This is a genomic window from Streptomyces qaidamensis, from assembly GCF_001611795.1.
GTDB classification, from domain to species: Bacteria; Actinomycetota; Actinomycetes; order Streptomycetales; family Streptomycetaceae; genus Streptomyces; species Streptomyces qaidamensis.
On record NZ_CP015098.1, the window covers coordinates 6297087 to 6321535 of the forward strand.

18 protein-coding genes and 1 pseudogene are annotated in these 24449 nt (G+C 72.1%); 16 read left to right on the forward strand and 3 right to left on the reverse strand.

Going from position 1 to position 24449, the window contains the following annotated elements; genetic code table 11:
* Window positions 1-236: 236 nt before the first annotated feature.
* From A4E84_RS28100 to gatB, 5 genes are all read left to right on the forward strand, one after another.
* A complete protein-coding gene (locus A4E84_RS28100) occupies window positions 237-2525 on the forward strand; it encodes a putative bifunctional diguanylate cyclase/phosphodiesterase (RefSeq protein WP_062929206.1) in 2289 nt (762 codons plus the stop codon).
* A gap of 124 nt (window positions 2526-2649) precedes the next feature.
* Window positions 2650-2946: an Asp-tRNA(Asn)/Glu-tRNA(Gln) amidotransferase subunit GatC gene (gatC, locus tag A4E84_RS28105; protein WP_018531282.1), complete on the forward strand. Its 297-nt coding sequence runs from the start codon at window positions 2650-2652 to the stop codon at window positions 2944-2946.
* A gap of 5 nt (window positions 2947-2951) precedes the next feature.
* Window positions 2952-4445: an Asp-tRNA(Asn)/Glu-tRNA(Gln) amidotransferase subunit GatA gene (gene gatA / locus A4E84_RS28110; RefSeq protein ID WP_062929207.1), complete on the forward strand. Its 1494-nt coding sequence runs from the start codon at window positions 2952-2954 to the stop codon at window positions 4443-4445.
* A complete protein-coding gene (locus A4E84_RS28115; RefSeq protein WP_062929208.1) occupies window positions 4442-4681 on the forward strand; it encodes a hypothetical protein in 240 nt (79 codons plus the stop codon). The genes gatA and A4E84_RS28115 overlap by 4 nt, the downstream gene beginning before the upstream one ends.
* 14 nt (window positions 4682-4695) lie before the next feature.
* Complete coding sequence (gatB, locus tag A4E84_RS28120; RefSeq protein WP_062929209.1) at window positions 4696-6210, forward strand: Asp-tRNA(Asn)/Glu-tRNA(Gln) amidotransferase subunit GatB; 1515 nt, start codon at window positions 4696-4698, stop codon at window positions 6208-6210.
* A 62-nt stretch (window positions 6211-6272) separates the two neighbouring features.
* Here the strand turns inward: gatB and A4E84_RS28125 are convergent, their stop codons facing one another.
* A complete protein-coding gene (locus A4E84_RS28125) occupies window positions 6273-7076 on the reverse strand; it encodes an SAM-dependent methyltransferase (protein ID WP_062929210.1) in 804 nt (267 codons plus the stop codon).
* A gap of 191 nt (window positions 7077-7267) precedes the next feature.
* Between A4E84_RS28125 and A4E84_RS28130 the strand changes: the two genes are divergently transcribed.
* From A4E84_RS28130 to A4E84_RS28160, 7 genes and pseudogenes are all read left to right on the forward strand, one after another.
* Window positions 7268-7627 (forward strand): hypothetical protein, encoded by a 360-nt coding sequence (locus A4E84_RS28130; RefSeq protein WP_079129147.1) that lies wholly within the window; start codon window positions 7268-7270, stop codon window positions 7625-7627.
* 158 nt (window positions 7628-7785) lie between these two features.
* Window positions 7786-10032, forward strand: coding sequence for an MMPL family transporter (locus A4E84_RS28135; RefSeq protein WP_062929211.1), 2247 nt, complete (start codon window positions 7786-7788; stop codon window positions 10030-10032).
* A complete protein-coding gene (locus A4E84_RS28140) occupies window positions 10010-10582 on the forward strand; it encodes a GNAT family N-acetyltransferase (protein WP_062929212.1) in 573 nt (190 codons plus the stop codon). The genes A4E84_RS28135 and A4E84_RS28140 overlap by 23 nt, the downstream gene beginning before the upstream one ends.
* A gap of 35 nt (window positions 10583-10617) precedes the next feature.
* Window positions 10618-11154, forward strand: a complete 537-nt coding sequence (locus tag A4E84_RS28145) for a hypothetical protein (RefSeq protein WP_107308392.1) — start codon at window positions 10618-10620, stop codon at window positions 11152-11154.
* Between the two features lie 199 nt (window positions 11155-11353).
* A complete protein-coding gene (locus A4E84_RS28150) occupies window positions 11354-11539 on the forward strand; it encodes a hypothetical protein (protein ID WP_062929214.1) in 186 nt (61 codons plus the stop codon).
* Between the two features lie 128 nt (window positions 11540-11667).
* Window positions 11668-14711, forward strand: a pseudogene (locus tag A4E84_RS45370) (helix-turn-helix transcriptional regulator).
* Window positions 14712-14769: 58 nt separating this feature from the next.
* Window positions 14770-14955: a DUF6191 domain-containing protein gene (locus A4E84_RS28160; protein ID WP_062929215.1), complete on the forward strand. Its 186-nt coding sequence runs from the start codon at window positions 14770-14772 to the stop codon at window positions 14953-14955.
* Window positions 14956-14974: 19 nt separating this feature from the next.
* Here the strand turns inward: A4E84_RS28160 and A4E84_RS28165 are convergent, their stop codons facing one another.
* Both A4E84_RS28165 and A4E84_RS28170 read right to left on the reverse strand, forming a co-directional pair.
* Window positions 14975-16147, reverse strand: a complete 1173-nt coding sequence (locus A4E84_RS28165) for a PQQ-dependent sugar dehydrogenase (RefSeq protein WP_062929216.1) — start codon at window positions 16145-16147, stop codon at window positions 14975-14977.
* A gap of 125 nt (window positions 16148-16272) precedes the next feature.
* Window positions 16273-17271, reverse strand: coding sequence for an aldo/keto reductase (locus A4E84_RS28170; protein ID WP_062929217.1), 999 nt, complete (start codon window positions 17269-17271; stop codon window positions 16273-16275).
* 77 nt (window positions 17272-17348) lie between these two features.
* On the opposite strand from A4E84_RS28170, the gene A4E84_RS28175 reads away from it, so the two are divergent.
* The 4 genes from A4E84_RS28175 to ilvN all read left to right on the forward strand — a co-directional run bounded on the left by A4E84_RS28175 (window position 17349) and on the right by ilvN (window position 24423).
* Window positions 17349-18299 (forward strand): 2-hydroxyacid dehydrogenase, encoded by a 951-nt coding sequence (locus tag A4E84_RS28175; RefSeq protein WP_079129148.1) that lies wholly within the window; start codon window positions 17349-17351, stop codon window positions 18297-18299.
* A 437-nt stretch (window positions 18300-18736) separates the two neighbouring features.
* Complete coding sequence (locus A4E84_RS28180) at window positions 18737-21784, forward strand: putative bifunctional diguanylate cyclase/phosphodiesterase (protein WP_062929219.1); 3048 nt, start codon at window positions 18737-18739, stop codon at window positions 21782-21784.
* Window positions 21785-22014: 230 nt separating this feature from the next.
* On the forward strand, window positions 22015-23862 hold the full coding sequence (locus A4E84_RS28185; RefSeq protein ID WP_174569467.1) for an acetolactate synthase large subunit: 1848 nt from the start codon (window positions 22015-22017) through the stop codon (window positions 23860-23862).
* A gap of 36 nt (window positions 23863-23898) precedes the next feature.
* Window positions 23899-24423, forward strand: a complete 525-nt coding sequence (gene ilvN, locus A4E84_RS28190; protein ID WP_030851453.1) for an acetolactate synthase small subunit — start codon at window positions 23899-23901, stop codon at window positions 24421-24423.
* Window positions 24424-24449: the final 26 nt, after the last annotated feature.

Here is a 24449-nt window from a genome sequence, read left to right on the forward strand (position 1 = left end):
CGCATACCAGATGCATACGGGTGGCCGGGGCGCATTCGGGCAACCGTCCGCGACCGCTGCCCGTGGAAGCCTTCTGCGGCCTACTGTTGAGATGTGCGCCTGCCGTGCCCAGCTGCGGTCGGGGCATCTTCGTGCTCGCACAGAGCGCGGGGAACGGTTTTCGGGCGCGGGCCGTTGAGGGATGTCGGGCACCGGGCCGCGGGGCGTGGGCACCGCCGGCTGTGAGAGGGACGGGAATGGAACCGACCGAGAGCGCCGTGCCGGGCTCACGGCTGCGCCGTGTGGCGGTCGCATGGCGTGCAGTCCGTGGGGCCGTGCGGCCGGCGGGGCGTCCGGGAGCGGAGGTGCGCGCCGTCGGACAGTACACGCCGGACGGGCGGCGTGACGGGGGGCGCGCCGTGGACGGCCCCGGCGCACAGCCGATCACCGAACACACGCCCCTGCCGGCCGGCGCGGACGACCCGGACGGCGAACGCCACCAGTCCTGGCCCGCGCTGCCCGCTGCCGTCGTCGCGGCGGCCGGGTTCGTCCTGGGCGCCGGCTTCTACCGCGCCTTCACCGGCGGCCACGCGCTCTTTCCGTCGGGCACGGCCGGGTGGGCGCTGGCCGTGCTGACCGGCATCATCGTCGGTCACCTCGTCATGCTGGGCCGCTCCCGCTGGTGGGGCGGCACCGGCTCGGGCGCCGCCCTCACCCTCGCCGTGCTGCTGCTCTACGGCTGGGTTCCGGCCGGCATGGTCAGCCTCACGGTCGTCGTGCTGGTGGGCATAGCCCGCCGCAACCGCTGGCGCCAGGGCGTGCTGCACGGCGCCGTCGACCTCCTCGGCATCGGCGCCGGCGCGCTCGTGCTGGCCCTCTTCGGAACCGTGCCGTCCGTCGAGTCCCCGGCGGATCCCGCCGCCTGGACGCTCGCCACGGCGCCCCAGGTGGTCCTGGTCGCCGTCGCCTACCTGATGGTCACCCGCGTCCTGCTCTGGTATCTGCACGCCCCGCGCCCCGGGCTGCCCACCGTCGCCCGCACCGCACTGGCGAGGCAGGGCCTGGTCGCCGTCGCGCTGCTCGGCATCGCGCCGCTGGTCTGCGTGGTCGCCGTGGCCAAGCCGATCCTGCTGCCGCTGTTCTCCATCCCCCTGATCGCCCTGGACTCCACCCTGTGGATAGCCCGCGCCCGGGCGGAGGAGCAGCTGCGCGACCCGCTGACCGGGCTGCCCAACCGCCAGTGGCTGCTGGAGCGCATCTGGACCGCGCTGGACGACGCGGAGCGGATCGACGCCCGCGCCGCCCTCATGCTGATCGACCTCGACCGGTTCCGGTCGGTCAACGACACGCTCGGTCATCTCGCCGGTGACCGGCTGCTGCTGCAGATCGCCGACCGGCTGCGGGTGGCGCTGCCGCGCGGGGCGGAGGCCGCCCGGCTCGGCGGGGACGAATTCGCCGTCTTACTGCCGGTCGCCGACTCCACGACGTCCGCGACCCGGATCGCCCGCAGCCTCGTCGCCGCCCTCAGCTCCCCCCTCGACCTCGACGGCCTCACCCTCGTCCTGGAGGCCAGCGCCGGAGTCGCCGTCTTCCCCGACCACGCCCTGGACGCCGAAGGACTGCTGCGGCGGGCGGACGTGGCGATGTACCAGGCGAAGCGGGACCGCACCGGCGTCGAGGTCTACGAGTCCAAGCGCGACTCCAACACCCCCGACCGCCTCGGCCTGCTGGGGGATCTGCGCCGCGCCCTCGACGCCCGCGAGGTGCATCTGCACTACCAGCCCAAGGTCCGCTTCGACGGGCAGGTCGCGGGTCTGGAGGCCCTGGTCCGCTGGGTGCACCCCGAGCGGGGCAAGGTGCCGCCGGACGAGTTCATAGCGATCGCCGAGTCCTCGGGCCTGATGCCCCACCTCACCGAGTACGTGCTGGAGTCCGCGCTCGGCCAGGTCGCGCGCTGGCGGGAGCAGGGCCTGTTCGTCCCGGTCGCGGTGAACGTCTCCCCGCGCGACGTGCACACCCCCGGCTTCGCCGGCTCCGTCGCCGCCCGGCTGGCCCGGCACGGCGTCCCGGCGGGAGCGCTCCAACTGGAAATCACGGAACACGTCCTCCTGGAGGATCCGCAGCGCGCCGCCGACACCCTCAACCAGCTGACCGCGCACGGCGTGAAGATGTCCCTCGACGACTTCGGCACGGGCTACTCCTCGCTCGTGCACCTGCGCCGGCTGCCGGTCAGCGAGCTGAAGATCGACCGTTCGTTCGTGGCACGCCTCGCGGTCGACACCGAGGACGCCGAGATCGTGCGCTGCACGGTCGATCTGGCCCACTCCCTCGGCCTGCTCGTCGTCGCCGAGGGCGTCGAGGACGACGAGACCTGGGAACGCCTGCGCGACCTCGGCTGCGACGCGGTCCAGGGCTGGCTGGTCGCCGCCGCGATGCCCCCGGACGAGACCACGGCCTGGCTCCGCGCCCGGGGCTCCCGGGGCTGGCAGCGCCCCCGGGCCGCCCTGCCGGCGGCCGCGGCGGACGACTCGGGCCGGGTCGGCTGATCACGGGAACCCGACGCGCCCTGGCGGGCCGGGCGCGGAGGTCCGGCAAACCGTTTCACGGGCACGCCCTCCCGCCCCATAGGATTAGGCCAAACCACATTCACTCACCCCTGAGGATCGCTGCATGCCTGGCATCACGCGCGAGGAGGTCGCCCACCTCGCCCGGCTGGCGCGTCTGGAGCTGAAGCCCGAAGAGCTCGACCACTTCGCGGGACAGCTGGACGACATCATCGGCGCGGTCGCCCGCGTCAGTGAGGTCGCCGACCAAGACGTACCGCCGACCTCGCACCCGCTTCCGCTGACGAACGTCATGCGCGCGGACGAGGTCCGTCCGTCGCTCACCCCCGAGCAGGCGCTCTCCGGCGCCCCGGCCCAGGAGCAGCAGCGTTTCAAGGTGCCGCAGATCCTGGGGGAGGACTAACAGCCATGACGGACATCATCAAGCTCACGGCAGCCGAGACCGCCGCGAAGATCGCCTCCGGCGAGCTCACCGCGGTCCAGGTCACGGAGGCCCACCTCGCCCGCATCGAGGCCGTCGACGAGAAGGTGCACGCCTTCCTGCACGTCGACCGCGAGGGCGCCCTCGCCCAGGCCCGTGCCGTGGACGAGAAGCGCGAGCGGGGCGAGAAGCTCGGCCCGCTGGCCGGCGTGCCCCTGGCGCTGAAGGACATCTTCACCACCGAGGGCGTGCCCACGACCGTCGGTTCGAAGATCCTCGAAGGCTGGATCCCGCCGTACGACGCGACGGTCACGCAGCGGCTCAAGGCCGCCGACGTCGTCATCCTCGGCAAGACCAACATGGACGAGTTCGCCATGGGGTCCTCCACCGAGAACAGCGCCTACGGCCCGACCGGCAACCCCTGGGACCTGACCAAGATCCCCGGCGGTTCCGGTGGCGGTTCCTCCGCCGCGCTCGCCTCCTTCCAGGCCCCGCTCGCCATCGGCACGGACACCGGCGGTTCCATCCGCCAGCCCGCCGCCGTCACCGGCACGGTCGGTGTGAAGCCGACGTACGGCGCGGTCTCCCGCTACGGCATGGTCGCCTTCTCGTCCTCCCTCGACCAGGGCGGGCCCTGCGCCCGTACGGTCCTGGACGCGGCGCTGCTGCACGAGGTCATCGCCGGGCACGACCCGCTCGACTCCACGTCCATCGACGAGCCCGTTCCGGCGGTCGTCGAGGCCGCCCGCAACGGCAGCGTCGAGGGCATGCGCGTCGGCGTCGTCAAGCAGTTCCGCGGCGAGGGCTACCAGGCCGGCGTCATCCAGCGGTTCGACGAGTCCGTCGCGCTGCTCAAGGAGCTGGGCGCCGAGATCGTCGAGCTGGACTGCCCGTCCTTCGACCTGGCGCTGTCGGCGTACTACCTGATCGCGCCCTCGGAGTGCTCCTCCAACCTCGCCCGCTTCGACGGCCTGCGCTACGGCCTGCGGACCGGCGACGACGGCACGAACTCCGCCGAGGCGGTCACCTCCCTGACCCGCGAGGCCGGCTTCGGCCCCGAGGTCAAGCGCCGCATCATGCTCGGCACCTACGCCCTGTCGAGCGGCTACTACGACGCCTACTACGGCAGCGCCCAGAAGGTCCGCACACTCATCAAGCAGGACTTCGACAAGGCGTTCGACCAGGTCGACGTGATCGTCTCCCCGACGACCCCGACCACCGCCTTCGCGATCGGCGAGCGCGCCGACGACCCGATGGCGATGTACCTCGCCGACCTGTGCACCATCCCGACCAACCTGGCGGGCAACGCGGCCATGTCGCTGCCGTGCGGTCTCGCCCCGGAGGACAACCTCCCGGTCGGCCTGCAGATCATCGCCCCCGTCATGAAGGACGACCGCCTGTACAAGGTGGGAGCAGCCGTCGAGGCGGCCTTCGTGGAAAAGTGGGGCCACCCGCTGATCGAGGAGGCTCCGTCGCTGTGAGCGCACTGTCCAAGGCCAAGGGCTTCAAGAAGTCCAAGTCCGGTCTGTACATCTCGATGGCCACGTCGGCGTTCGGCGCCGTCGGTGTCTACAAGCAGATCAAGAAGGCCCGCGGAGACAACGACACGCTGCGGCTGTTCGACGCCGTCGTGACCGGCGCCGCGGTCGTCACCAACCTGGCCATTCTCTATCGCGAGCTGAAGCAGCTGGGCGACGAAGACGTTCTGCTGGGCTGAGAGGGAAGTTCACCGTGACCACCACGACCGACCTGGTGTCGTACGAGGACGCACTCGCGTCGTACGACCCCGTCATGGGCCTTGAGGTCCATGTCGAACTCGGCACCAAGACCAAGATGTTCTGCGGCTGCTCGACCGCCCTCGGCCAGGAAGCCAACACGCAGACCTGCCCGGTCTGCCTCGGCCTGCCCGGCGCGCTCCCGGTCGTCAACGCGACCGGCGTCGAGTCCGCCATCAAGATCGGTCTCGCGCTGAACTGCGAGATCGCCGAGTGGTGCCGCTTCGCCCGGAAGAACTACTTCTATCCGGACATGCCGAAGAACTTCCAGACCTCCCAGTACGACGAGCCGATCGCCTTCAACGGCTACCTCGACGTGCAGCTGGAGGACGGCGAGACCTTCCGCGTGGAGATCGAGCGCGCCCACATGGAGGAGGACACCGGCAAGTCGACGCACGTCGGCGGCGCCACCGGCCGTATCCACGGCGCGTCCCACTCCCTGCTGGACTACAACCGCGCCGGCATCCCGCTCATCGAGATCGTCACCAAGCCGATCGAGGGCGCGGGCGAGCGTGCCCCCGAGGTCGCGCGGGCCTACGTCCGTGAGCTGCGCGAGCTCATCAAGGCGCTCGGCGTCTCCGAGGCCCGGATGGAGATGGGCCAGATGCGCTGCGACGTGAACCTGTCGCTGCGCCCGAACGGCACCGAGAAGTTCGGCACCCGCTCGGAGACGAAGAACGTCAACTCGCTCCGGTCCGTGGAGCGCGCGGCCCGCTTCGAGATCCAGCGGCACGCGGCCGTGCTGTCCTCGGGCGGCACGATCATCCAGGAGACCCGCCACTTCCACGAGGACACGGGGTCGACGACCTCGGGCCGGGTGAAGGAGGAGGCCGAGGACTACCGGTACTTCCCGGAGCCCGACCTCGTCCCGGTCGCCCCGTCCCGCGCGTGGGTCGAGGAGATCCGCGCCGGTCTGCCCGAGCTGCCGCTGGTCCGCCGCAACCGGCTCCGCGAGGAGTGGGGCGTCTCGGCCACCGACATGCAGGCGATCCTCAACGCCGGTGCGCTGGAGCCGATCGTCGCCACGATCGAGGCCGGGGCGGACGCCGCCTCCGCCCGCAAGTGGTGGATGGGCGAGCTGGCCCGCAGCGCCAACGAGTCGGGCAAGGCGCTCGACGAGCTGGCGATCACGCCCGCGCAGGTGGCCCGGGTCACCGAGCTCGTCGCGAAGGGCGACCTGAACGACAAGCTGGCCCGGCAGGTCATCGAGGGCGTCCTCGCGGGCGAAGGCACCCCGGACGAGGTCGTCGACAAGCGCGGTCTGAAGGTCGTCTCCGACGAGGGCGCGCTCACCACCGCCGTCGAGGAGGCCATCGCCGGCAACCCGGGCGTCGCGGACAAGATCCGCGGTGGCAAGGTGGCCGCGGCCGGCGCCCTGGTCGGCGCGGTCATGAAGGCGACCCGCGGTCAGGCCGACGCGGCACGCGTCAAGGAACTGATCCTGGAGAAGCTGGGCGTCAGCGAGGGCTGAGCCCCTGTGGGCCCGACGTGGGGGGATGCACCGGACCCGGTGCGTCCCCCCACGTCATTCACTCAGCGGCGGCGGCCGACGACCCGGACGAAGCCCAGCGTCTCGCCCCGGTCGAGGCGCAGCATCTCGGCGCACTGCCGTGCCATCCGGATGTGCCACTCGTCCGTGTGCTCCTCGGCCACGACCTCGCACCAGCGCAGCCAGTCGCGCCAGCCGTCCTCCAGCCACTCCGCGGTCTCGACCTCCACGGCCCCGCTGCGGGTCCAGTGGCGTCGCCACCACGCCGCGGTGTGGAAGCACCAGAAGTCGGGCTCCCAGTACGGCTTGAGGTGCTCCGGCGGCTCGACGCCGTCGATCTCCTCGCGCAGCGCCGGTACGACGACGCCGATCCGCCCGCCGGGCTTCAGCAGCCGCGTCAGGTGGGGCAGGTAGAGGTCGTCGGTGCCGAAGTACTGGTAGGCGTCGATCGAGACGATCGTGTCGAAGCTGCTCTCACCGAACGGCAGGTCGTGCGCCTCGGCGAGCACGGGCAGGACGCGGTCGGTGACGCCCGCCTCGGCGATGCGCCCGGCGTTCTCGTCGGGCTTGACCCACAGGTCGGCTGCGGTGACCGACACGTCGTACTCCCTGGCGAGGAAGACCGACGTCATGGCACGGCCGCAGCCCAGGTCGAGCACGCGGGAGCCGGGGCTCAGGCTGTCGAGCCCCAGGGCGGGGGCCAGCCACTCCAGCAGCCACAGCGCGTGCGGGCCCATCTGGTTGTCGATGGTCCAGCGGGCGTCGTAGCCGTTGCTGCGCGGGTAGCCGGGGTGGCTCACACGGTCAGTGAGGGGGTCGTTCGAGGTCCGGGAAGTGATGTCCGGCATCGGTGAACGGGCTCCTTGAGTCCTTGAGGAAGAAGGGGGATGCGGAGGAGCTCGGTCGGACCGTCAAACAATGCACCTGCTTCGGCCGGGCGGCGGGAGGCCGCGGGTATTCCTCGGACCAACGGACGCTAACAGCCGGCCCTCCGGCCCCGCACCCGGGTTTCGCCACCCGGCGCGCTACCGTCTCGGCCATGAGTGGACGCGCTGATTCCGACACCGATGGAGAGATGGCGGACTCGGAGGCGACCGCCGCAGAGGACGAGGCCGACGACCTGGCGGAGGGCGTGGACCCGGCGGAGGGCGAGGAGGACGCGCGCCGGGCCCGCTGGACCGCGGCGGGCACCGGCGCCGCGCTGACCCTGGCGGGCCTCGCCGCGGCGCTGCTCCGTCTCACCCGCTCCGCGCCGGCCCTCGTCCCGGCCGCATACGCCGGCGGGGCCGCCGTGTGCGCTGCCGCCGCCGTGCTGGGCTCGCGCGGCCGTACCCGGCGGGCGCTGTGGCTGCTGGTCGCGGGCGTGATGGTGATGGCGCTGGGGGACCAGTTCGACTGAGCCCGGCCGCTGTGAATAAGCCCACGAAACAGACAAATGATCTCGTCCGTTTGTAAGAGTGGCAGCGCATTGCTCATGCGTTCTTTGCTGGCTGTTCAGTTCATGCACGACTGTTCCCGGCCAAAGATCCACACAAGGCAACTCCGGGAGCACGTTTCGTGGCAGCCCTCGCACGCTGGTGTGTCCAGCGCCGTCTGCTCAGCGTCCTGCTGTGGCTCCTCGCGTTCGCGGGGGTCGCCGCCGGCGCCGCCGTCGCCGGCACCACGTACTCGAACGACTACCAGGTTCCCGGCACCGAGTCGGGCCGCGCCACCGAGCTGCTGCACGAGGGCTTCCCGCAGCTCGGCGGTGACAGCGACACCGTCGTCTGGCACACCGCCTCCGGCAGCGTCCGCGCCACCGACGTCGAGCAGACGATGACCCGCACCCTGGACCGGATCGAGGACCTCCCCGGGGTGGCCTCGGTCACCAGCCCCTACGACGGCCCGGGCACGGGCCGCATCAGCGAGGACGGCCGCACGGCGTACGCCTCGGTCACCTTCGGCGACCGGGCCGAGGACATCGCCGAGGGCGAGGCGCGGGCCGTCGTCGACACCGCGAAGAGCGCCGAGACCGACGGACTCCAGGTGGAGCTGGGCGGCAGCGCCGTCGCGCTCACCGAGTCCTCCGGCGGGCATCTCGCCGAGATCGTCGGCGTGATGGTCGCCGCGGTGGTGCTGTTCCTCGCCTTCGGCTCGCTCGCCGCCTCCCTGCTGCCCATCGCCACCGCCCTGGTCGGCGTCGGCACCGCCTACGCCGGGATCGTGCTGCTCGGGCACGCCATGACCGTCGCGGACTTCGCACCGATGCTGGGCATGCTCGTCGGGCTCGGCGTCGGCATCGACTACGCGCTGTTCATCGTCACCCGGCACCGGCGCGGGCTGAAACGCGGGCTGTCCGTCACCGAGGCCGCCACGAACGCCGTCGCGACCACGGGACGGGCTGTCGTGTTCGCGGGTGCCACCGTTTGCATAGCCCTGCTGGGCATGCTGATCCTCCGGCTGGGCTTCCTCAACGGCGTCGCCGTCGCGGCCAGCCTCACCGTGATCCTCACCGTCGCCGCCTCGGTGACCCTGCTGCCCGCCCTGCTGTCCTTCATCGGCATGCGCGCGCTCAGCCGCCGTGAGCGCCGCCGCCTCGCCGAGCACGGGCCGGAACCCGAGGTGCCCACCGGCTTCGCGGCCCGCTGGTCGGCCTTCGTGGAACGCCACCCCAAGGTGCTCGGCGCGGTCGCCCTGGTCGTCATGGGCGTCCTCGCGCTGCCCACCTTCTCCCTGCACCTGGGCACCTCCGACCAGGGCAACGGCCCGAAGACCGCCACCACCCGCCAGGCCTACGACCTGCTCGCCGACGGCTTCGGGCCGGGCGTGAACGGCCCGCTCACCCTCGTCACGAAGGTCGACGGAGCCGACGACAAGCTCGCCCTGGACAACCTCGACGGCACCCTCCGCGCCACCGACGGCGTCGCCTCGGTCACCCCGGTGACCTTCGACGCCGACGGCCACACCGCGTACCTCACCGTCGTCCCGGAGTCCTCCCCGCAGTCGAAGCACACCAGCGACCTCGTCGACCGGCTGCGCGGCGAGGTACTGCCGCGCGCCGAGTCGGGCACCTCGCTCGACGTGCAGGTGGGCGGCATGACGGCCGGCTACGACGACTTCGCCGACGTCATCGTCTCCAAGCTGCCCGTGTTCGTCGGGGCCGTCATCGGCCTGGGCTGTCTGCTGCTCCTGCTCGCCTTCCGCTCCGTCGGCATCCCGCTGAAGGCCGCCGCGATGAACGTCGCCGCCGTGGCCTCGGCCTTCGGAGTGGTGGTCGCGGTCTTCCAGTGGGGCTGGGGCAGCGAACTGCTCGGCCTCGGCAGCGCCGGGCCCATCGAGCCCTTCCTGCCCGTGATCATGGTGTCGGTGCTCTTCGGCCTCTCCATGGACTACCAGGTCTTCCTGGTCAGCCGGATGTACGAGGAATGGCTGGAGACCGGCGACAACCGGCGTGCCGTGCGCGTCGGCCTCGCCGAGACCAGCCGGGTGATCAACTCGGCGGCGGTCATCATGATCTCCGTCTTCCTGGCCTTCGTGCTCAGCGGCGACCGGGTGATCGCCATGTTCGGCATCGCCCTGGCCGCCGCCGTCGCCCTGGACGCCTTCGTCCTGCGCACCCTCCTCGTCCCGGCCCTGATGCACCTGCTCGGCGGTGCCAACTGGTGGCTGCCCCGCTGGCTGGACAAGCGCATGCCGCGCATCAGCATCGAGCCGCCCGAGAGCCGCGCCGCCCATGAGAGGCTGGCCGCCGCGACGGACGCCGAGGTGGCGGACGTCCTGGCGGAGGAGGAGCGGCAGCGGGATGTACGCGATATCCCTGGGTGACGATGCCGAGCTGAGGCCCCTGGAGCCCTGGCACGCCGGGGAGTTCCTGGCGCACCTGGAGCGGGGGCGGGAGTTCATCGGGCAGTACATCCCGTTCGGCACGACCGAGACGGATCTGCTGTCGGCCCGGGCCAAGCTCCAGCGCTACGCCGACATGCGCGCCGCCGACACCGGCTCCCTGCACGGCCTGTGGCTGGAGGGGACGCTGGTGGGCGGGGTGCTGTTCCTGAACTTCGACGCGGCGACCGGCAACTGCGAGGTCGGCTGCTGGCTGGAGCCGGCCGCCACGGGCCGCGGCCTGGTCACGCGCGCCATGCGGGTCCTCATCGACTGGGCCGTCGAGCAGCGTGGCATCCACCGCGTCGAATGGGTCGCCGCCTCCGGCAACCAGCCGAGCCTGAACGTGGCGCGGCGACTGGGCATGACCCGGGACGGTGTGCGGCGCGAGGCCCACCCCTATGGTGGCCTACGGCACGATCTCGAAGTCTGGTCGGTGCTGGCACCCGAGTGGCGCGCGGCACGCGCGCGTGCCGCTCACAACGATCATTAAGAGACTTCTCAGACAGCGACTTTACGGTGCGAGACATGGCAACGAACGCAGTGGACGAGACCGAGGCCGCCCAGGCCACGACCGACGAGAAGGCGGTGGACACCACCAAGTCCGACGAGGTGCCCCAGAGCGAGGTCCCGGCCGCGGCCGAGGACGCGCAGACCAAGGAGGAGAGCCCCTCCGGTGTCGGACAGGGCGCCGCCGCCGTGGTCTCCGCCGCACTGGGCGTCGTCTCCCTCACCGGCAGTTGGATCGGTACCGTCGCCTCCGCGCGCCAGAACCTCGTCGGTCAGCTGGAGACCGCCCAGAATGCGGGCGTGGCCCAGCAGATCCAGGCGGTCTACGGCGACGCCTGGCAGACCACCGCCCTGTGGGGCGGGCTGTTCGCGCTGATCGCGCTGGTCGTCGGGGTCGCGACGCTGGCCCGGCCCGCGTTCGGCACGCCCGGCAGGATCCAGGCGCCCTGGATCAAGTCCGTCGCCTGGGCGGGAGTCGCGCTCGGCGTCATCGGCCTGTTCCTGGCCGTCCTCAAGTACACCGGCGTCCTGCTCGGACTGCCGTCCGCGAGCTGAGAGCACGCGCTTCCTGAGGGGTCTCAGGCGGTTCTCGTAAGCACCTTACGGAGCCCCTGAGGCCCCTCAGCCGTGTCTAAGGCCCCTCCCGTCGCCGAAGATGCGGAACTCTCCCGATGTGGCGGCCCCGCCTGGGAGACGAGAGTGAGGTCATCGCGGAGAAACACTCCGTGACCGGCCTCTCCTCGAAGGACACGCCATGCACGAGTACGAGCTCCAGCAGCTGCGCACCTCCGACCTCATCCGCCGGGCCGACCACGAGCGCCTGGTCCGCGAGGCGGCCCGGGCCCGCCGCGCCGCCCGCCACCAGGCGAACACGGACGCCGCCGAGCACGAAAGCCATAGCCGCCGCTTCCGGCGGCCACGGTCCGCCCGGACCGCGTGAACACCGCGGCGGGACCGGCCCCGGCCGTGACCGTCCGGCAGGCAGCGGCCGTCGTTCCTGCGGGAACGGCGGCCGCTGCTGTGGCCGTTGGGCGGAAAACCGGTGCCGCACCGTCGGACCCGCATGCGATGCTCGGGGCCGTGGAGACCCGGTCCGTCAGCCCCGTGTTCGTCGGCCGTGCCGAGGAACTGGGCACGCTGCACGACGCGCTCGTCCGCGCCCGCGAGGGTGAGCCGCAGGCGCTGCTCATCGGCGGGGAGGCCGGAGTCGGCAAGACCCGTCTGGCCGAGGAGTTCGCCGCGGCCGCCCGCAGCCGCGGGGCGGTGGTCGCACTCGGCGGCTGCGTGGAGATCGGCGCCGACGGGCTGCCCTTCGCCCCCTTCTCCACCGCGTTGCGCGCCCTGCGCCGCGAACTCCCCGGCGAACTGGCCGCCGCGGCCGCCGGCCAGGAGGAGGAACTGGCCCGGCTGCTGCCCGAGCTGGGCGAGTCGAGGGCCGGGCGGCACGACGAGGACGCCATGGCCCGCCTCTTCGAGCTCACCGCACGCCTGCTGGAGCGCGTCACCGCCGAGCACACCGTCGTCCTCGCCCTGGAGGACCTGCACTGGGCCGACGCCTCCACCCGCTATCTGCTCTCCTACCTCCTGCGCACCCTGCGCACCGGCCGCCTCGTCGTCCTCGCCACCTACCGCTCCGACGACATCCACCGCCGCCACCCGCTCAGGCCCCTGCTCGCCGAACTCGACCGGCTCCGCACGATCCGCCGCATCGAACTCGCCCGCTTCAACCGCGACGAGGTGGGCCGCCAGATCGCCGGGATCCTCGCCCAGGAACCCGAGCCGGACCAGGTGGACGTGATCTTCGAACGCTCCGACGGCAACGCCTTCTTCGTCGAGGAACTCGCCGTCGCCGCCCACGAGGGCTGCCGCACCGGCCTGACCGACTCCCTGCGCGACCTGCTGCTCGTCCGTGTCGAAGGGCTGCCGGAGGCGGCCCAGCAGGTCGCCCGGATCGTCGCCGAGGGCGGCTCCACCGTCGAGCACCGGCTGCTGTCCGCCGTCGCCCGGCTCGCCGAGGACGATCTCATCGAGGCACTGCGGGCCGCCGTGAACGCCGGCATCCTCGCCCCCGCACCCGGCGACGAGGGCTACCGCTTCCGCCACTCCCTGGTCCGCGAGGCCGTCAGCGACGACCTGCTCCCCGGCGAACGCTCCCGCCTCAACCGCCGCTACGCCGAGGCCCTGGAAACCGACCCGGCCCTCGTCCCCGCCGACCAGCGGGCGGCGCGCCTGGCCAGCTACTGGTACCACGCCCACGACGCCGCCAAGGCCCTGCCCGCCGTGCTCGAAGCCTCCGTCGAGGCCCGCCGCCGCACGCCTACTCCGAGCAACTCCGCCTCCTGGAACGGGCGATGGAACTGTGGGACGCCGCCCCCGACGCCGTACGCAGGACCCTGCGCCCCGTCGACCACGCCGAGGTCTACCCGCCCTGCGGCTGCGACCCGGCCACCACCGCGCTGCGCTACCTGGACCTGCTGGCCGAGGCGGCCGTCGCCGGACGGCTCTGCGGGGAGCGCGAACGCGCCCTGAAGATCACCAAGCGGGCGCTGGGCCTGCTGGAGGACGAGCACGACCCCCTGCGTGCGGCCTGGTTCTGGATTCAGCGCTCCCGGCTGGTGCAGCGGCTCGCCCGGGGCGGCGGATGGAAGGAGATCGCCACTGCGCAGGACCTGGTCCGCGGCCTGCCGCCGTCCGAGGTGCACGCCGAGGTGCTGGCCACCGTCGCGCACTGGTCCACGCTCCGCCGGCCCGGCCCGGAGGCCCTGACCGCCGCCGAGCGGGCCGTCGAGTACGCGCGCATGGTGGGCGCCGACGAGATCGAGTCCAACGCCCGGCTCACCCTCGGCGGGCTCATGGTCGAGGCCGGGCAGATCGAAGCAGGGCTGGCCCACATGTACGAGGTCAGGGACGACGTCGTGGCCCGAGGTCTCGCGGTCGTCGTGGGCCGCAGCCATGTCAACCTGCCCTCCGTTCTGGAAGGCATCGGGCGCTCCGAGGAATCCGTGGGCATCCTGCGCGAGGGCCTGCGGCTCACCGGCAGGATGGGGCTGACCGAGTCCGAGGGCTGGGCCCGGGGCAACCTCGCCGAGTCGCTCATCTCCCTGGGCCGCTGGGACGAGGCGGCGGAGGCGGCCGTCAGCGCCCAGCGGATGGGCCGGACGGCCGCTCCGTACGGATCCGGCGCCCACAGCCTGGCCTTCCTCGCGCTCGCCCGCGGTGAGGTGGCCGAGGCCGCCCGCCACCTCGCCGAGGCCCGCGCCTCCTACGGCCCGCACGACCCCATGCCGCAGCAGGACCTGCCGGTCTCCCGTCTCACCATCGCCGTCGCCGCCGCCGAGGGACGCCTGGCCGACGCCCGTGCCGAACTGGCCCGCACCCTGGAGTCCGGATTCCCGCTCGGCACGCAGCGCTACGCCTGGCCGCTGCTGCTCCAGGCGGCCACCGCGGAGGCCGACGCCCGGGCGCTGCCCGCCGCCCGCGAGGGCCGCGAGCAGGTCCTGGACGGCATCCTCGCCGCCGTGAAGCGCCTCACCACCCACGTCCCCGTCTGGTACGCCCACGAACAGTGGGTCCGTGCCGAACTCCACCGCGCCGAGGACCGGAGCACCCCGGACACCTGGTCGGAGGTGGTCACCGCCTTCGAGCCCCTGGGCCGGCCCTACGACCTCGCCCGCGTCCGGTACCGCCTGGCCGAGTCCCTGCTGGCGTGCGGCGGCGAGGACGAGCGCGAGCGCGCCGCGGAACTGCTCCGCCCCGCCCACGCCGCCGCCCGCCACCTCGGCGCACGGCCGCTCGCCGACGCCGCCACCGCCCTCGGCCGACGGGCCCGCCTCCCGCTCACGCCCGCCGTGGCGCCCGGCCCTGCGCCCGCCGACCCGGCCGAGTCCCTCGGCCTCACCAGCCGGGAACGGGACGTGCTGCGCCTGGTCGCCGCCGGCCACACCAACCGCCGCATCGCACAGGAGCTGTTCATCTCACCGAAGACCGCGAGCGTCCACGTCTCCAACATCCTCGGCAAACTCGGCGTCTCCGGGCGGGGCGAGGCGGCGGCGGTGGCGCACCGGCTGGGACTGTTCCCGGCCGAGATGCTCATGCCCGGTCCGGCGGGCTGAGGACCCCTGAGGCCTACGCTGGAGAGGACGTCGCGGCTCCGCGGCCCAGGGAGGCTCCGTGTTCAACATGTTCGAGGAACTGTTCTCGCCCGGGCGCAAGCACACCCGCGACGAGCAGAACCGCCTGGAACTGACCCGTGAGGACGTCGGCGACGCCGACCCCGGACGCGGGCCGATAGACCTCACGTCCGGGAAGGTCGTCGTGCGCCCGCCGCATGAGCATGAGGACGGCGAGGGGGAGTAGCCCTCCGGAATCCCAGGGGCTACTTCACCCGCACTTCGAGGATCCGGTCGTCCCCGTCCTTCGCGCTGCCCCGGCCGTCCGTGTTGCTGGTGACCAGCCACAGCCGGTCGCCGCCCGCCGGAACCACCGTGCGCAGCCGGCCGTACTCGCCCTCCAGGAAGGCCTGCGGCTCGGCCGAGGCCTCGGTGCCGTTCAGCGGGATGCGCCACAGCCGCTTGCCGCGCAGGCCCGCCATCCAGACCGACCCCTCGGCGTAGGCGATGCCGCTGGGGGAGGCCTCGGCCGTGGTCCACTGGTCGACGGGGTTGTGGAACTCCCCGTCGTCGGACCGGCCCTCGGCCTCCGGCCAGCCGTAGTTGTCGCCCGGCTTGATCGCGTTGAGCTCGTCCCAGGTGTCCTGGCCGAACTCCGAGGCGAACAGCCGCTGCTTGCCGTCCCAGGCGAGGCCCTGCACATTGCGGTGGCCGTAGGAGTACACCGGCGAGTCCGGGAACGGGTTGCCCGGCGCCGGCTCGCCCTCCGGGGTCAGGCGGAGGATCTTGCCGCCCACGGAGTCCTTGTCCTGGGACAGGCCGGTGTCGCCGCTCTCGCCCGTGCCCACGTACAGCATCTTGTCCGGGCCGAACTCGATGCGGCCGCCGTTGTGGATGAACCCCTTGGGGATGCCCCTGAAGACCGTGTCGGGCGCCCCGAGCTGCTCGCCGGGGGGCTTCTGCCCGTCGTAGATCATGCGGACGATGCGGTTGTCGGAGGCCGAGGTGAAGTACGCGTAGACCATGCGGTCCGAGGCGTAGTCGGGGGACAGGGCGATCCCGAGGAGGCCGCCCTCGCCCGCCGCGGAGACCCCCGGCACCTCGCCCAGTTCGGTCTTCTTGCCGGTCTTCTCGTCGACCCGGACGATCGTCCCCTCGTCCCGGGAGGACACCAGCAGGCCGCCGCCCGGCAGGGGAGCCAGCCCCCAGGGGGACTCCAGGCCCTCGGCGACGGTACGCACGACCTTCACCGAGCCCTTGGCGGGAGGTGTCTCCTCGGCGGCCTGGCGCGGCGGCGCGGACGACCCCGGTGCGCTACGGCTCGGGGAGGCGCCCTCACCGGTGCCCGACGACCCTCCGCCGTCGGACGAACAACCGGCCGTCAGCAGGAGCGCGGCGGCGGCCAACACGGTCGGCACGGCTCGACGTTGCACGATCATGGTCCCTTCGACGGGGCGGGTCCTCTCCCTGTCATACACCGCTCGCGGCTCCCAGGTTCCCGATCACGGAACGCCGAACCGGGAACACGGGGTTTGCCCGAAACGCACCCGGGGCGGAACGGGCCTCAGTCCCACGACCCCCGGGCGGGGGGCAGCTCCGCTATCTCCTTCAGATCGTCGAGGGTCAGGCGCAGTGCCGCCGCGGCCGTGTTCTCCGTGACCCAGCGTTCCTGCTTCGCACCCGGGACCGGAACCACGTGCGGGCCCTGGGCCAGTACCCACGCGAGGGCGACCTGGGCGGGCGTGACGTCCGTGCCGTGCCGGCGGGCCACGCGGCGCAGCCCCGCGACGACCGGCTGGTTCGCGGCCATCATCTCGGCCGTGAAGCGGGGGTGCCGGGCGCGCGGGTCGTCCGCCTCGAAGCCCGCGCCGGGCCGCAGCCTGCCGGTCAGGAAGCCGTTGCCCAGCGGCATCGCGGCGAGGAAACCGACCCCCCGCGTCCGGCACCAGGGCAGCAGGGTCTCCAGCGCCTCCGGCGACCACACCGACAACTCCGCCTGCACCGCGCTCACCGGGAAGACCTGCTGCACCCGCTCCAGCTGCCGGATCGTCCCGTCGTGCAGCCGGGCCCCGGTCCGGCGGCCGGCCCGCGCCCCCACCGCGCACAGGCCCAACGCCCTCACCTTCCCGGCCTGGACGAGCTCCGCCATCGCGCCCCAGGTCTCCTCGACCGGCACCTCGGGATCGGCCCGGTGCAGCTGGTAGAGGTCGATGACGTCCGTCTGGAGCCGCCGCAGCGACGCGTCGCAGGCCCGCCTCACGTACCCGGGGCGGCCGTTGGCGACGATGTGCTGGTCGCCCACGAGCAGCCCGACCTTCGTCGACACGAACGCGTCGGACCGCCGCTCCTTCAACGCCCGCCCCACCAGCAGCTCGTTGGTGAAGGGGCCGTACATGTCGGCCGTGTCCAGCAGGGACGCGCCCAGGTCGAGCGCCCGGTGCACCGCCCTGAGCGACTCGTCGCCGCGCCGCCTCGACGCGCTGTAGGCCCAGCTCATCGGCATGCACCCGAGTCCGACGGCCCCCACCGCGAGCGCCGCCGCGCCGATCGTCCTGCGCTCCACCTGGTCGTGACCCTCCCTGTTCGAGCCACCCCAACCTAACCTCTGCCGTCGCACGCTCCTGACATAGCCTCCAGAGCATGACTGCTGACGTGTGGCTGCCCATCCCGCCGGACGAGATCGACGGACTCCCCGAGGGCCCGGACTACCGCTTCTGGAACGGCGGGGAGGACTTCCCCGCGGACCCGGCCGACTGCGCCTTCTACGTCGTCCCCTACATGAAGCCCAGCCCACTGTGCGTGCGCCCCATGGGGCGGATGAGCAACGTCCAGGTCGTGCAGACCCTCTCCGCCGGGATCGACCACGTGGAGCCGGGGCTCGGACGCCTGGCCGCGGGCGTGCGGCTGTGCAATGCGCGCGGGGTGCACGAGGCCAGCACCGGCGAGCTCACCCTCGCGCTGATCCTGGCCTCGCTGCGCGGGATCCCCGACTTCGTGCGCGCACAGGACCGCGGGGAGTGGCTCGGCGGGTTCCGGCCCGCCCTCGCCGACAAGAACGTCCTCATCGTGGGATACGGCTCGATCGGCGAGGCCATCGAGGACCGGCTCGTTCCGTTCGAGGTGGCGCGGGTGGCGCGCGTCGCGCGCTCCGAGCGCACCACGGCGCGCGGTCCGGTGCATCCGCTCACCGAACTCCCCGCGCTGCTGCCGGAGGCGGACGTCGTCATCCTGTCCACGCCGCTCAGCGAAACCACCCGTGGCCTGGCCGGAGCCGACTTCCTGTCCCGGATGAAGGACGGCGCACTCCTCGTCAACGTCGCCCGCGGCCCCGTCGTCGACACCAAGGCCCTGCTCGCCGAGCTGGAGACCGGCCGCATCACCGCAGCCCTCGACGTCACCGACCCGGAGCCGCTGGCGCGCGAACACCCCCTGTGGCGTGCGCCGGGGGTACTCATCAGCCCGCACGTCGGCGGACCCACCTCCGCGTTCCTCCCGCGCGCCAAGCGGCTCCTGGTGGACCAGTTGAACCGTTATGTGAACCGGGAGCCGCTCCGCAACGTGATCCTTACGACGGGTGCATCAACCGGCTGAGAGACCTTCGAGCACCGTCCGCAATCCTCCGGGTGCGGTGGGTACTCATATATCTGTTGATCGTCACGGAGCGTAGAGAACCTATGTCCCTGAGTGACGAGACTGGTGTATCGTCCCGACAGGGGCAGCGCCGGGGACCGTTCCGGCGCCGGGGATGGACACTTCGGACTGTGAGGGGGGCGACAGGCGATGCACGGCCTTGGGACGAGCGATCCGACGGGGCGGGGCTGCCGGCGGCGACCCTGGCGGACGGCCGCGGGCAGCCGCGGACGGCACGCCGATCACGTCGGCCACCACACCCGCCACAGCAAACGCCACAGCGGGCACCACAGCGAACACAGCCATCACCACCGCAGGCCCGGCAGCCACAGGAGGCATGACCAGCCGGCCCACCGGGACCCGCGGGGCCCGGGAGCGCAGCGGACCGGGAGGGCCCGGTGAGCGCGCCCCCCACCCCCACGCTGGACGGAGCGCTGCGGGCACAGCCTTCGTCCCCGGGCGCGCTGCTGCCCCGCACGCCGGCCACCGGCCACCGGCCGGGCCTGGCCCTCCAGCTCGTCCTCGCCCTGGTCTGCGCGGGATACGCCGCAGGTTCCGCGTTCGGCTGGGGCTCGACCGACCTGGCCCTGATCATGGGCGACTTCGGGCTCAGCGCCGCGGCCGGCACCGCCGCCGTCTCGTGCGTTCTCTACGCCCGCAGCCGCCGCACCGGCTTCCGGCCCGCCTGGCTGCTGTTCGGTCTCTCCTCGGCCATGGCCGCCCTGGGCAATCTGGTCTGGGGGTGGTACGAGGTGGTCCTGGGACTGCCCGTGCCCAGTCCCAGCTACGCCGACCTGTTCTTCCTCTGCTTCGCGCCGCCCGCGATCGTCGGACTGCTCGTGCTCGCCAAACGGCCGGTCACCAAGGCCGGCTGGGTCTGCCTCGGGCTGGACGCCTGGCTGATCGGCGGCTCGCTGCTGACGCTGGCCTGGAGCCTCGCCCTCGCCCAGGCCGCCAAGTCCGAAGGGCCGGGCGTGGCGCACACCGCGCTGTCGCTGGCGTACCCGCTGCTCGACATCGCGCTGGTCAGCATGGTGCTCGCCCTGCACTTCCGGCGGTCCGCGGTGAACCGCTCCGCGGTCAACACCGCCATCGGCGCCCTCGCGCTGACCGTGATGTGCGATGCCCTGTTCACCTCGCCGCTCATGCAGCACGACTACCGCTCCGGCCAGCTGCTCGACGCCGGCTGGTTCGCGGGCTCGCTGCTGCTGGCATACGCCCCGTGGGCCGCGCCCCGCGCGGAGGCCGACCGGCACGGCCCCGACCGGCACGGTGCCACGGGGCACACCCGCGTGGTGCACGAGCACGTACCGGGACAGCGCAGCGGCCCCCACCACCCCGTGCTCCTGCCGGGCGCCGATCACAGCCGGTACCCGGCCGCCCGGCCCATCTCCGGCTCCCTGGCCGCACTCACGCCGTACCTCGCGGCCGCGGTGTGCACCCTGGGGATCCTCTACAACGTCCTCAACGGCCGCAGCGTCGACCGCGTGGTCCTGCTGACCGGGGGCACGGTCGTGCTCGCGCTCGTCGTGCGCCAGGGCATCATGCTGCTCGACAACATCACCCTCACCCAGGAACTGGCGCAGAAGGAGAACCACTTCCGCTCCCTGGTGCAGGGCTCCAGCGACGTCATCATGATCGCCGCTCCCAGCGGTGTCCTGAGGTACGTCTCCCCGGCCGCCGCCGGTGTGTACGGCCGCCCGGCGGAGGAGCTGGTGGGCACGGAACTGGCTCATCTCATCCACCCCGAGGACCTGGGCTGCGTCGTGCACGAGGTGCGCAGATTCCTCGCCGCCGACCCGGTCGAGGAACCCACCACGCGCATCGAGTGCCGCTTCCGCTCGGGCGGTGGGGGCACCTCCCGCTCGAGCGAAGGCGAGAGTGGGGGAGGCTGGCTGAACGTCGAGTCGACGGTCAACCGCCATCACGGCGGTCTCATCTTCAACAGCCGTGACGTGACCGAAAGGGTGCGGCTCCAGGCCCAGTTGCAGCACAACGCCGAGCACGACCCGCTCACCGACCTGCCCAACCGCGCCCTGTTCACCAAGCGCGTCCAGCACGCCCTCTCGGGCCGTCGCGCCTCCGACCGGGGCGTGGCCCTGCGGAACACGGCGGTGCTGTTCATCGATCTCGACGGCTTCAAGGCCGTCAACGACACGATCGGGCACCAGGCCGGGGACGAGCTGCTCGTCCAGGCCGCCCGCAGGCTCCAGGACTCCGTCCGGCACGGCGACACCGCGTCCCGGCTCGGCGGAGACGAGTTCGCGGCCCTGATCGCCGGGGACAACACCCGCGACCGGGACGCCCGGGAGCGGCACATCCTGGAGCTCGCCGACCGCCTCAGGACGACGCTGTCCCAGCCCTACCTCATCGACGGCAACGATGTCCGGGTCAACGCCTCCATCGGCGTGGCCTTCGCCGAGGCCGGCCTCGGGGCGGGCGAGCTGCTGCGCAACGCCGACCTGGCCATGTACCGGGCCAAGGCCGGCGGCAAGGGCCGGGTCGAGCTGTACAAGCCGCAGATGCAGCAGGACGTCGCCCGCAAGGCCGAGCTCGCCACCCGCCTGCGGGCCGCCCTGCACGACGGGGAGTTCGCCCTGCTGCACCAGCCGGTGGTGTCCCTGGAGGACGGCCGGATCACGTCGGTGTCCGCGCAGGCGCGCTGGCGCTCCTCGCAAGGGGTGCTCTTCACCCCGGCGGAGTTCCTGCGCGTGGCCGAGGACAGCGACAAGACCGCCGAGCTGGACCGGTGGCTGATCGAGGAGGCCGCCGAGCAGGCCGCCGAGCGGCACGCGACCGGGCTGTCCGTGCCGGTCGTGGTGCGGATGAGCGCCCGGCGGCTGCTGGACCGGTCGATGCCGCCCGGCTCGATCGAGGCGCTGCTCACGCGGCACGGGCTGCCGTCCGGGTCGCTGATCATCGAGCTGTCGGACGCCGACCCAAGGGTCTCGCTGGACGAGCTGGAGCGGCGTCTGGGCGCCCTGCGGCGGGTCGGTGTACGGATCGCCCTCGACGGGTTCGGCAGCGGCTACGCGGCGATCACGGCCCTGCGGCGGCTCCCCGTCGACGTCCTGAAGCTGGACCGCGGTCTGGTCGAGGGTGTCGTCGAGTCGGCCCGCCTGCACAAGATCACCAGCGGGCTGCTGCGGATCGCGGGCGACCTCGGGCTGAAGTCCGTGGCCGAAGGGGTGGATCTGCCCGAACAGGTGATCGCCCTGCGCGCGATGGGCTGCACGCACGGACAGGGCATGGCCTTCTCCGGGCCGCTCGACGAGTACCGGCTGCGCCGGGCGCTCGCCGCCGGCCGCTATCCGGTGCCGAACGGACCGGTCGAACCGGCGTTCGCGGGCGGCGCCCCGCGGGTGTACAGCTCGGGTGTGTCCGCCGTCATCGGAGGCGGCACGGCCCTCCGCTCACATAATGAGACTCCCGTCCCACCCACTTGACAGTGAGTGCGTGCCGGGGGGAGGGTCAGTGCCATGCGCACCCGAATTCTCGTACTTGGAAAGCGCGTCGGCTGACGCTGAGCCTCGACCGCTCAGCGACCCCACCCGGCGCGCTCCCCTCGCTTGCCTTATGGCACGAGGGGTTTTTTGTTGCACAGGCACCCTCCGTGCAACAGCCGAAGACCGTACAAACCTCGCAAAAACCCTCAGCATCTGAGAAGAGAATGCCGATGACCGAGCAGGCCACCGGGGCCCACCACCCGCAGCCCCGGCCCCGATCCGGAGGACACCACTCCGCCCCCGAGCAGGTGACGGGCGCGCAGTCCCTCATCCGCTCTCTCGAGGAGGTCGGCGCCGACACGGTATTCGGCATTCCCGGTGGTTGCATCCTGCCGGCGTACGACCCGCTGATGGACTCCACCCGCGTGCGTCACGTCCTGGTGCGCCACGAGCAGGGCGCCGGTCACGCGGCCGAGGGGTACGCGCTGGCCACCGGCAAGGTCGGCGTCTGCATGGCGACCTCGGGCCCCGGCGCGACCAACCTGGTCACGCCGATCGCGGACGCGCACATGGACTCGGTGCCGATGGTCGCGATCACCGGACAGGTGGCCTCCAAGGCCATCGGCACGGACGCCTTCCAGGAGGCGGACATCGTCGGCATCACCATGCCGATCACCAAGCACAACTTCCTCGTCACCAAGGCCGATGACATCCCGCGGGTGATCGCGCAGGCGTTCCACATCGCCTCCACCGGCCGTCCCGGTCCGGTCCTGGTCGACATCGCCAAGGACGCCCTCCAGGCGAAGACGACCTTCTCCTGGCCACCGGCCATGGACCTGCCCGGCTACCGCCCGGTGACCAAGCCGCACGCCAAGCAGATCCGCGAGGCCGCCAAGCTGATCACCCAGGCCCGCCGGCCCGTGCTGTACGTCGGCGGCGGCGTGCTCAAGGCCGGGGCCACCGCCGAGCTGAAGGTCCTCGCCGAGCTCACCGGCGCGCCCGTCACCACCACCCTGATGGCGCTCGGCGCGTTCCCCGACAACCACCCGCAGCACCTGGGCATGCCCGGCATGCACGGTTCGGTGGCCGCCGTCACCGCCCTGCAGAAGGCCGACCTGATCGTCGCCCTCGGCGCCCGCTTCGACGACCGCGTCACCGGCAAGCTGGACAGCTTCGCGCCCTTCGCCAAGATCGTCCACGCGGACATCGACCCGGCCGAGATCGGCAAGAACCGCGCCGCCGACGTGCCGATCGTCGGTGACGCCCGCGAGGTCATCGCCGACCTGGTCCAGGCGGTGCAGAAGGAGCACAGTGAGGGCCACCGGGGCGACTACAGCGCCTGGTGGAAGGACCTGAGCCGCTGGCGTGAGACCTACCCGCTCGGCTACGACCAGCCCGGCGACGGCTCGCTCTCCCCGCAGCAGGTCATCGAGCGCATCGGGCAGCTCGCCCCCGAGGGCACGATCTTCACGGCGGGCGTCGGCCAGCACCAGATGTGGGCCGCGCACTACATCGAGTACGACAAGCCGGGCACCTGGCTGAACTCCGGCGGCGCCGGGACGATGGGCTACGCCGTCCCGGCCGCCATGGGCGCCAAGGCCGGAGCCCCCGAGCGGGCCGTCTGGGCGATCGACGGCGACGGCTGCTTCCAGATGACCAACCAGGAGCTCGCCACCTGCGCCCTGAACAACATCCCGATCAAGGTCGCCGTCATCAACAACGGCGCCCTCGGGATGGTCCGCCAGTGGCAGACCCTCTTCTACAACCAGCGGTACAGCAACACCGTCCTGCACTCCGGCCCGGACGACGTCAACCCCGAGGCCCGCGGCACCCGCGTCCCCGACTTCGTGAAGCTGTCGGAGGCCATGGGCTGCTACGCGATCCGCTGCGAGTCCCCGGACGACCTCGACAAGGTCATCGAAGAGGCGAACTCCATCAACGACCGCCCGGTCGTGGTCGACTTCATCGTCCACGAGGACGCGATGGTCTGGCCGATGGTCGCCGCCGGCACCTCCAACGACGAGATCATGGCCGCCCGGGACGTCCGCCCCGACTTCGGCGACAACGAAGACGACTGAGAGCCACCCAGGACTTTCAAGCAGAGGAAGCAGATCATGTCCAAGCACACGCTCTCCGTCCTGGTGGAGAACACCCCCGGCATCCTCGCCCGGATCGCCGCCCTGTTCTCCCGCCGCGGCTTCAACATCGACTCGCTCGCCGTCGGTGTCACCGAGCACCCCGACATCTCCCGCATCACCATCGTCGTCGGCGTGGAGGACCTGCCGCTGGAGCAGGTCACCAAGCAGCTCAACAAGCTCGTCAACGTGCTGAAGATCGTCGAGCTGGAGCCGGCGCAGGCGGTGCAGCGCGAACTCGTCCTGGTGAAGGTGCGCGCCGACAACGAGACGCGCTCCCAGATCGTCGAGATCGTCCAGCTGTTCCGCGCCAAGACCGTCGACGTCTCCCCGGAGGCCGTCACCATCGAGGCCACCGGATCCGGCGAGAAGCTGACCGCGATGCTCAAGATGCTGGAGCCGTACGGCATCAAGGAGCTCGTCCAGTCCGGCACGATCGCGATCGGACGCGGCGCCCGCTCCATCACGGACCGGTCGCTGCGCGCCCTGGACCGGTCGGCCTGAGACCCGAAGCGGGCGGTCGACGCGCC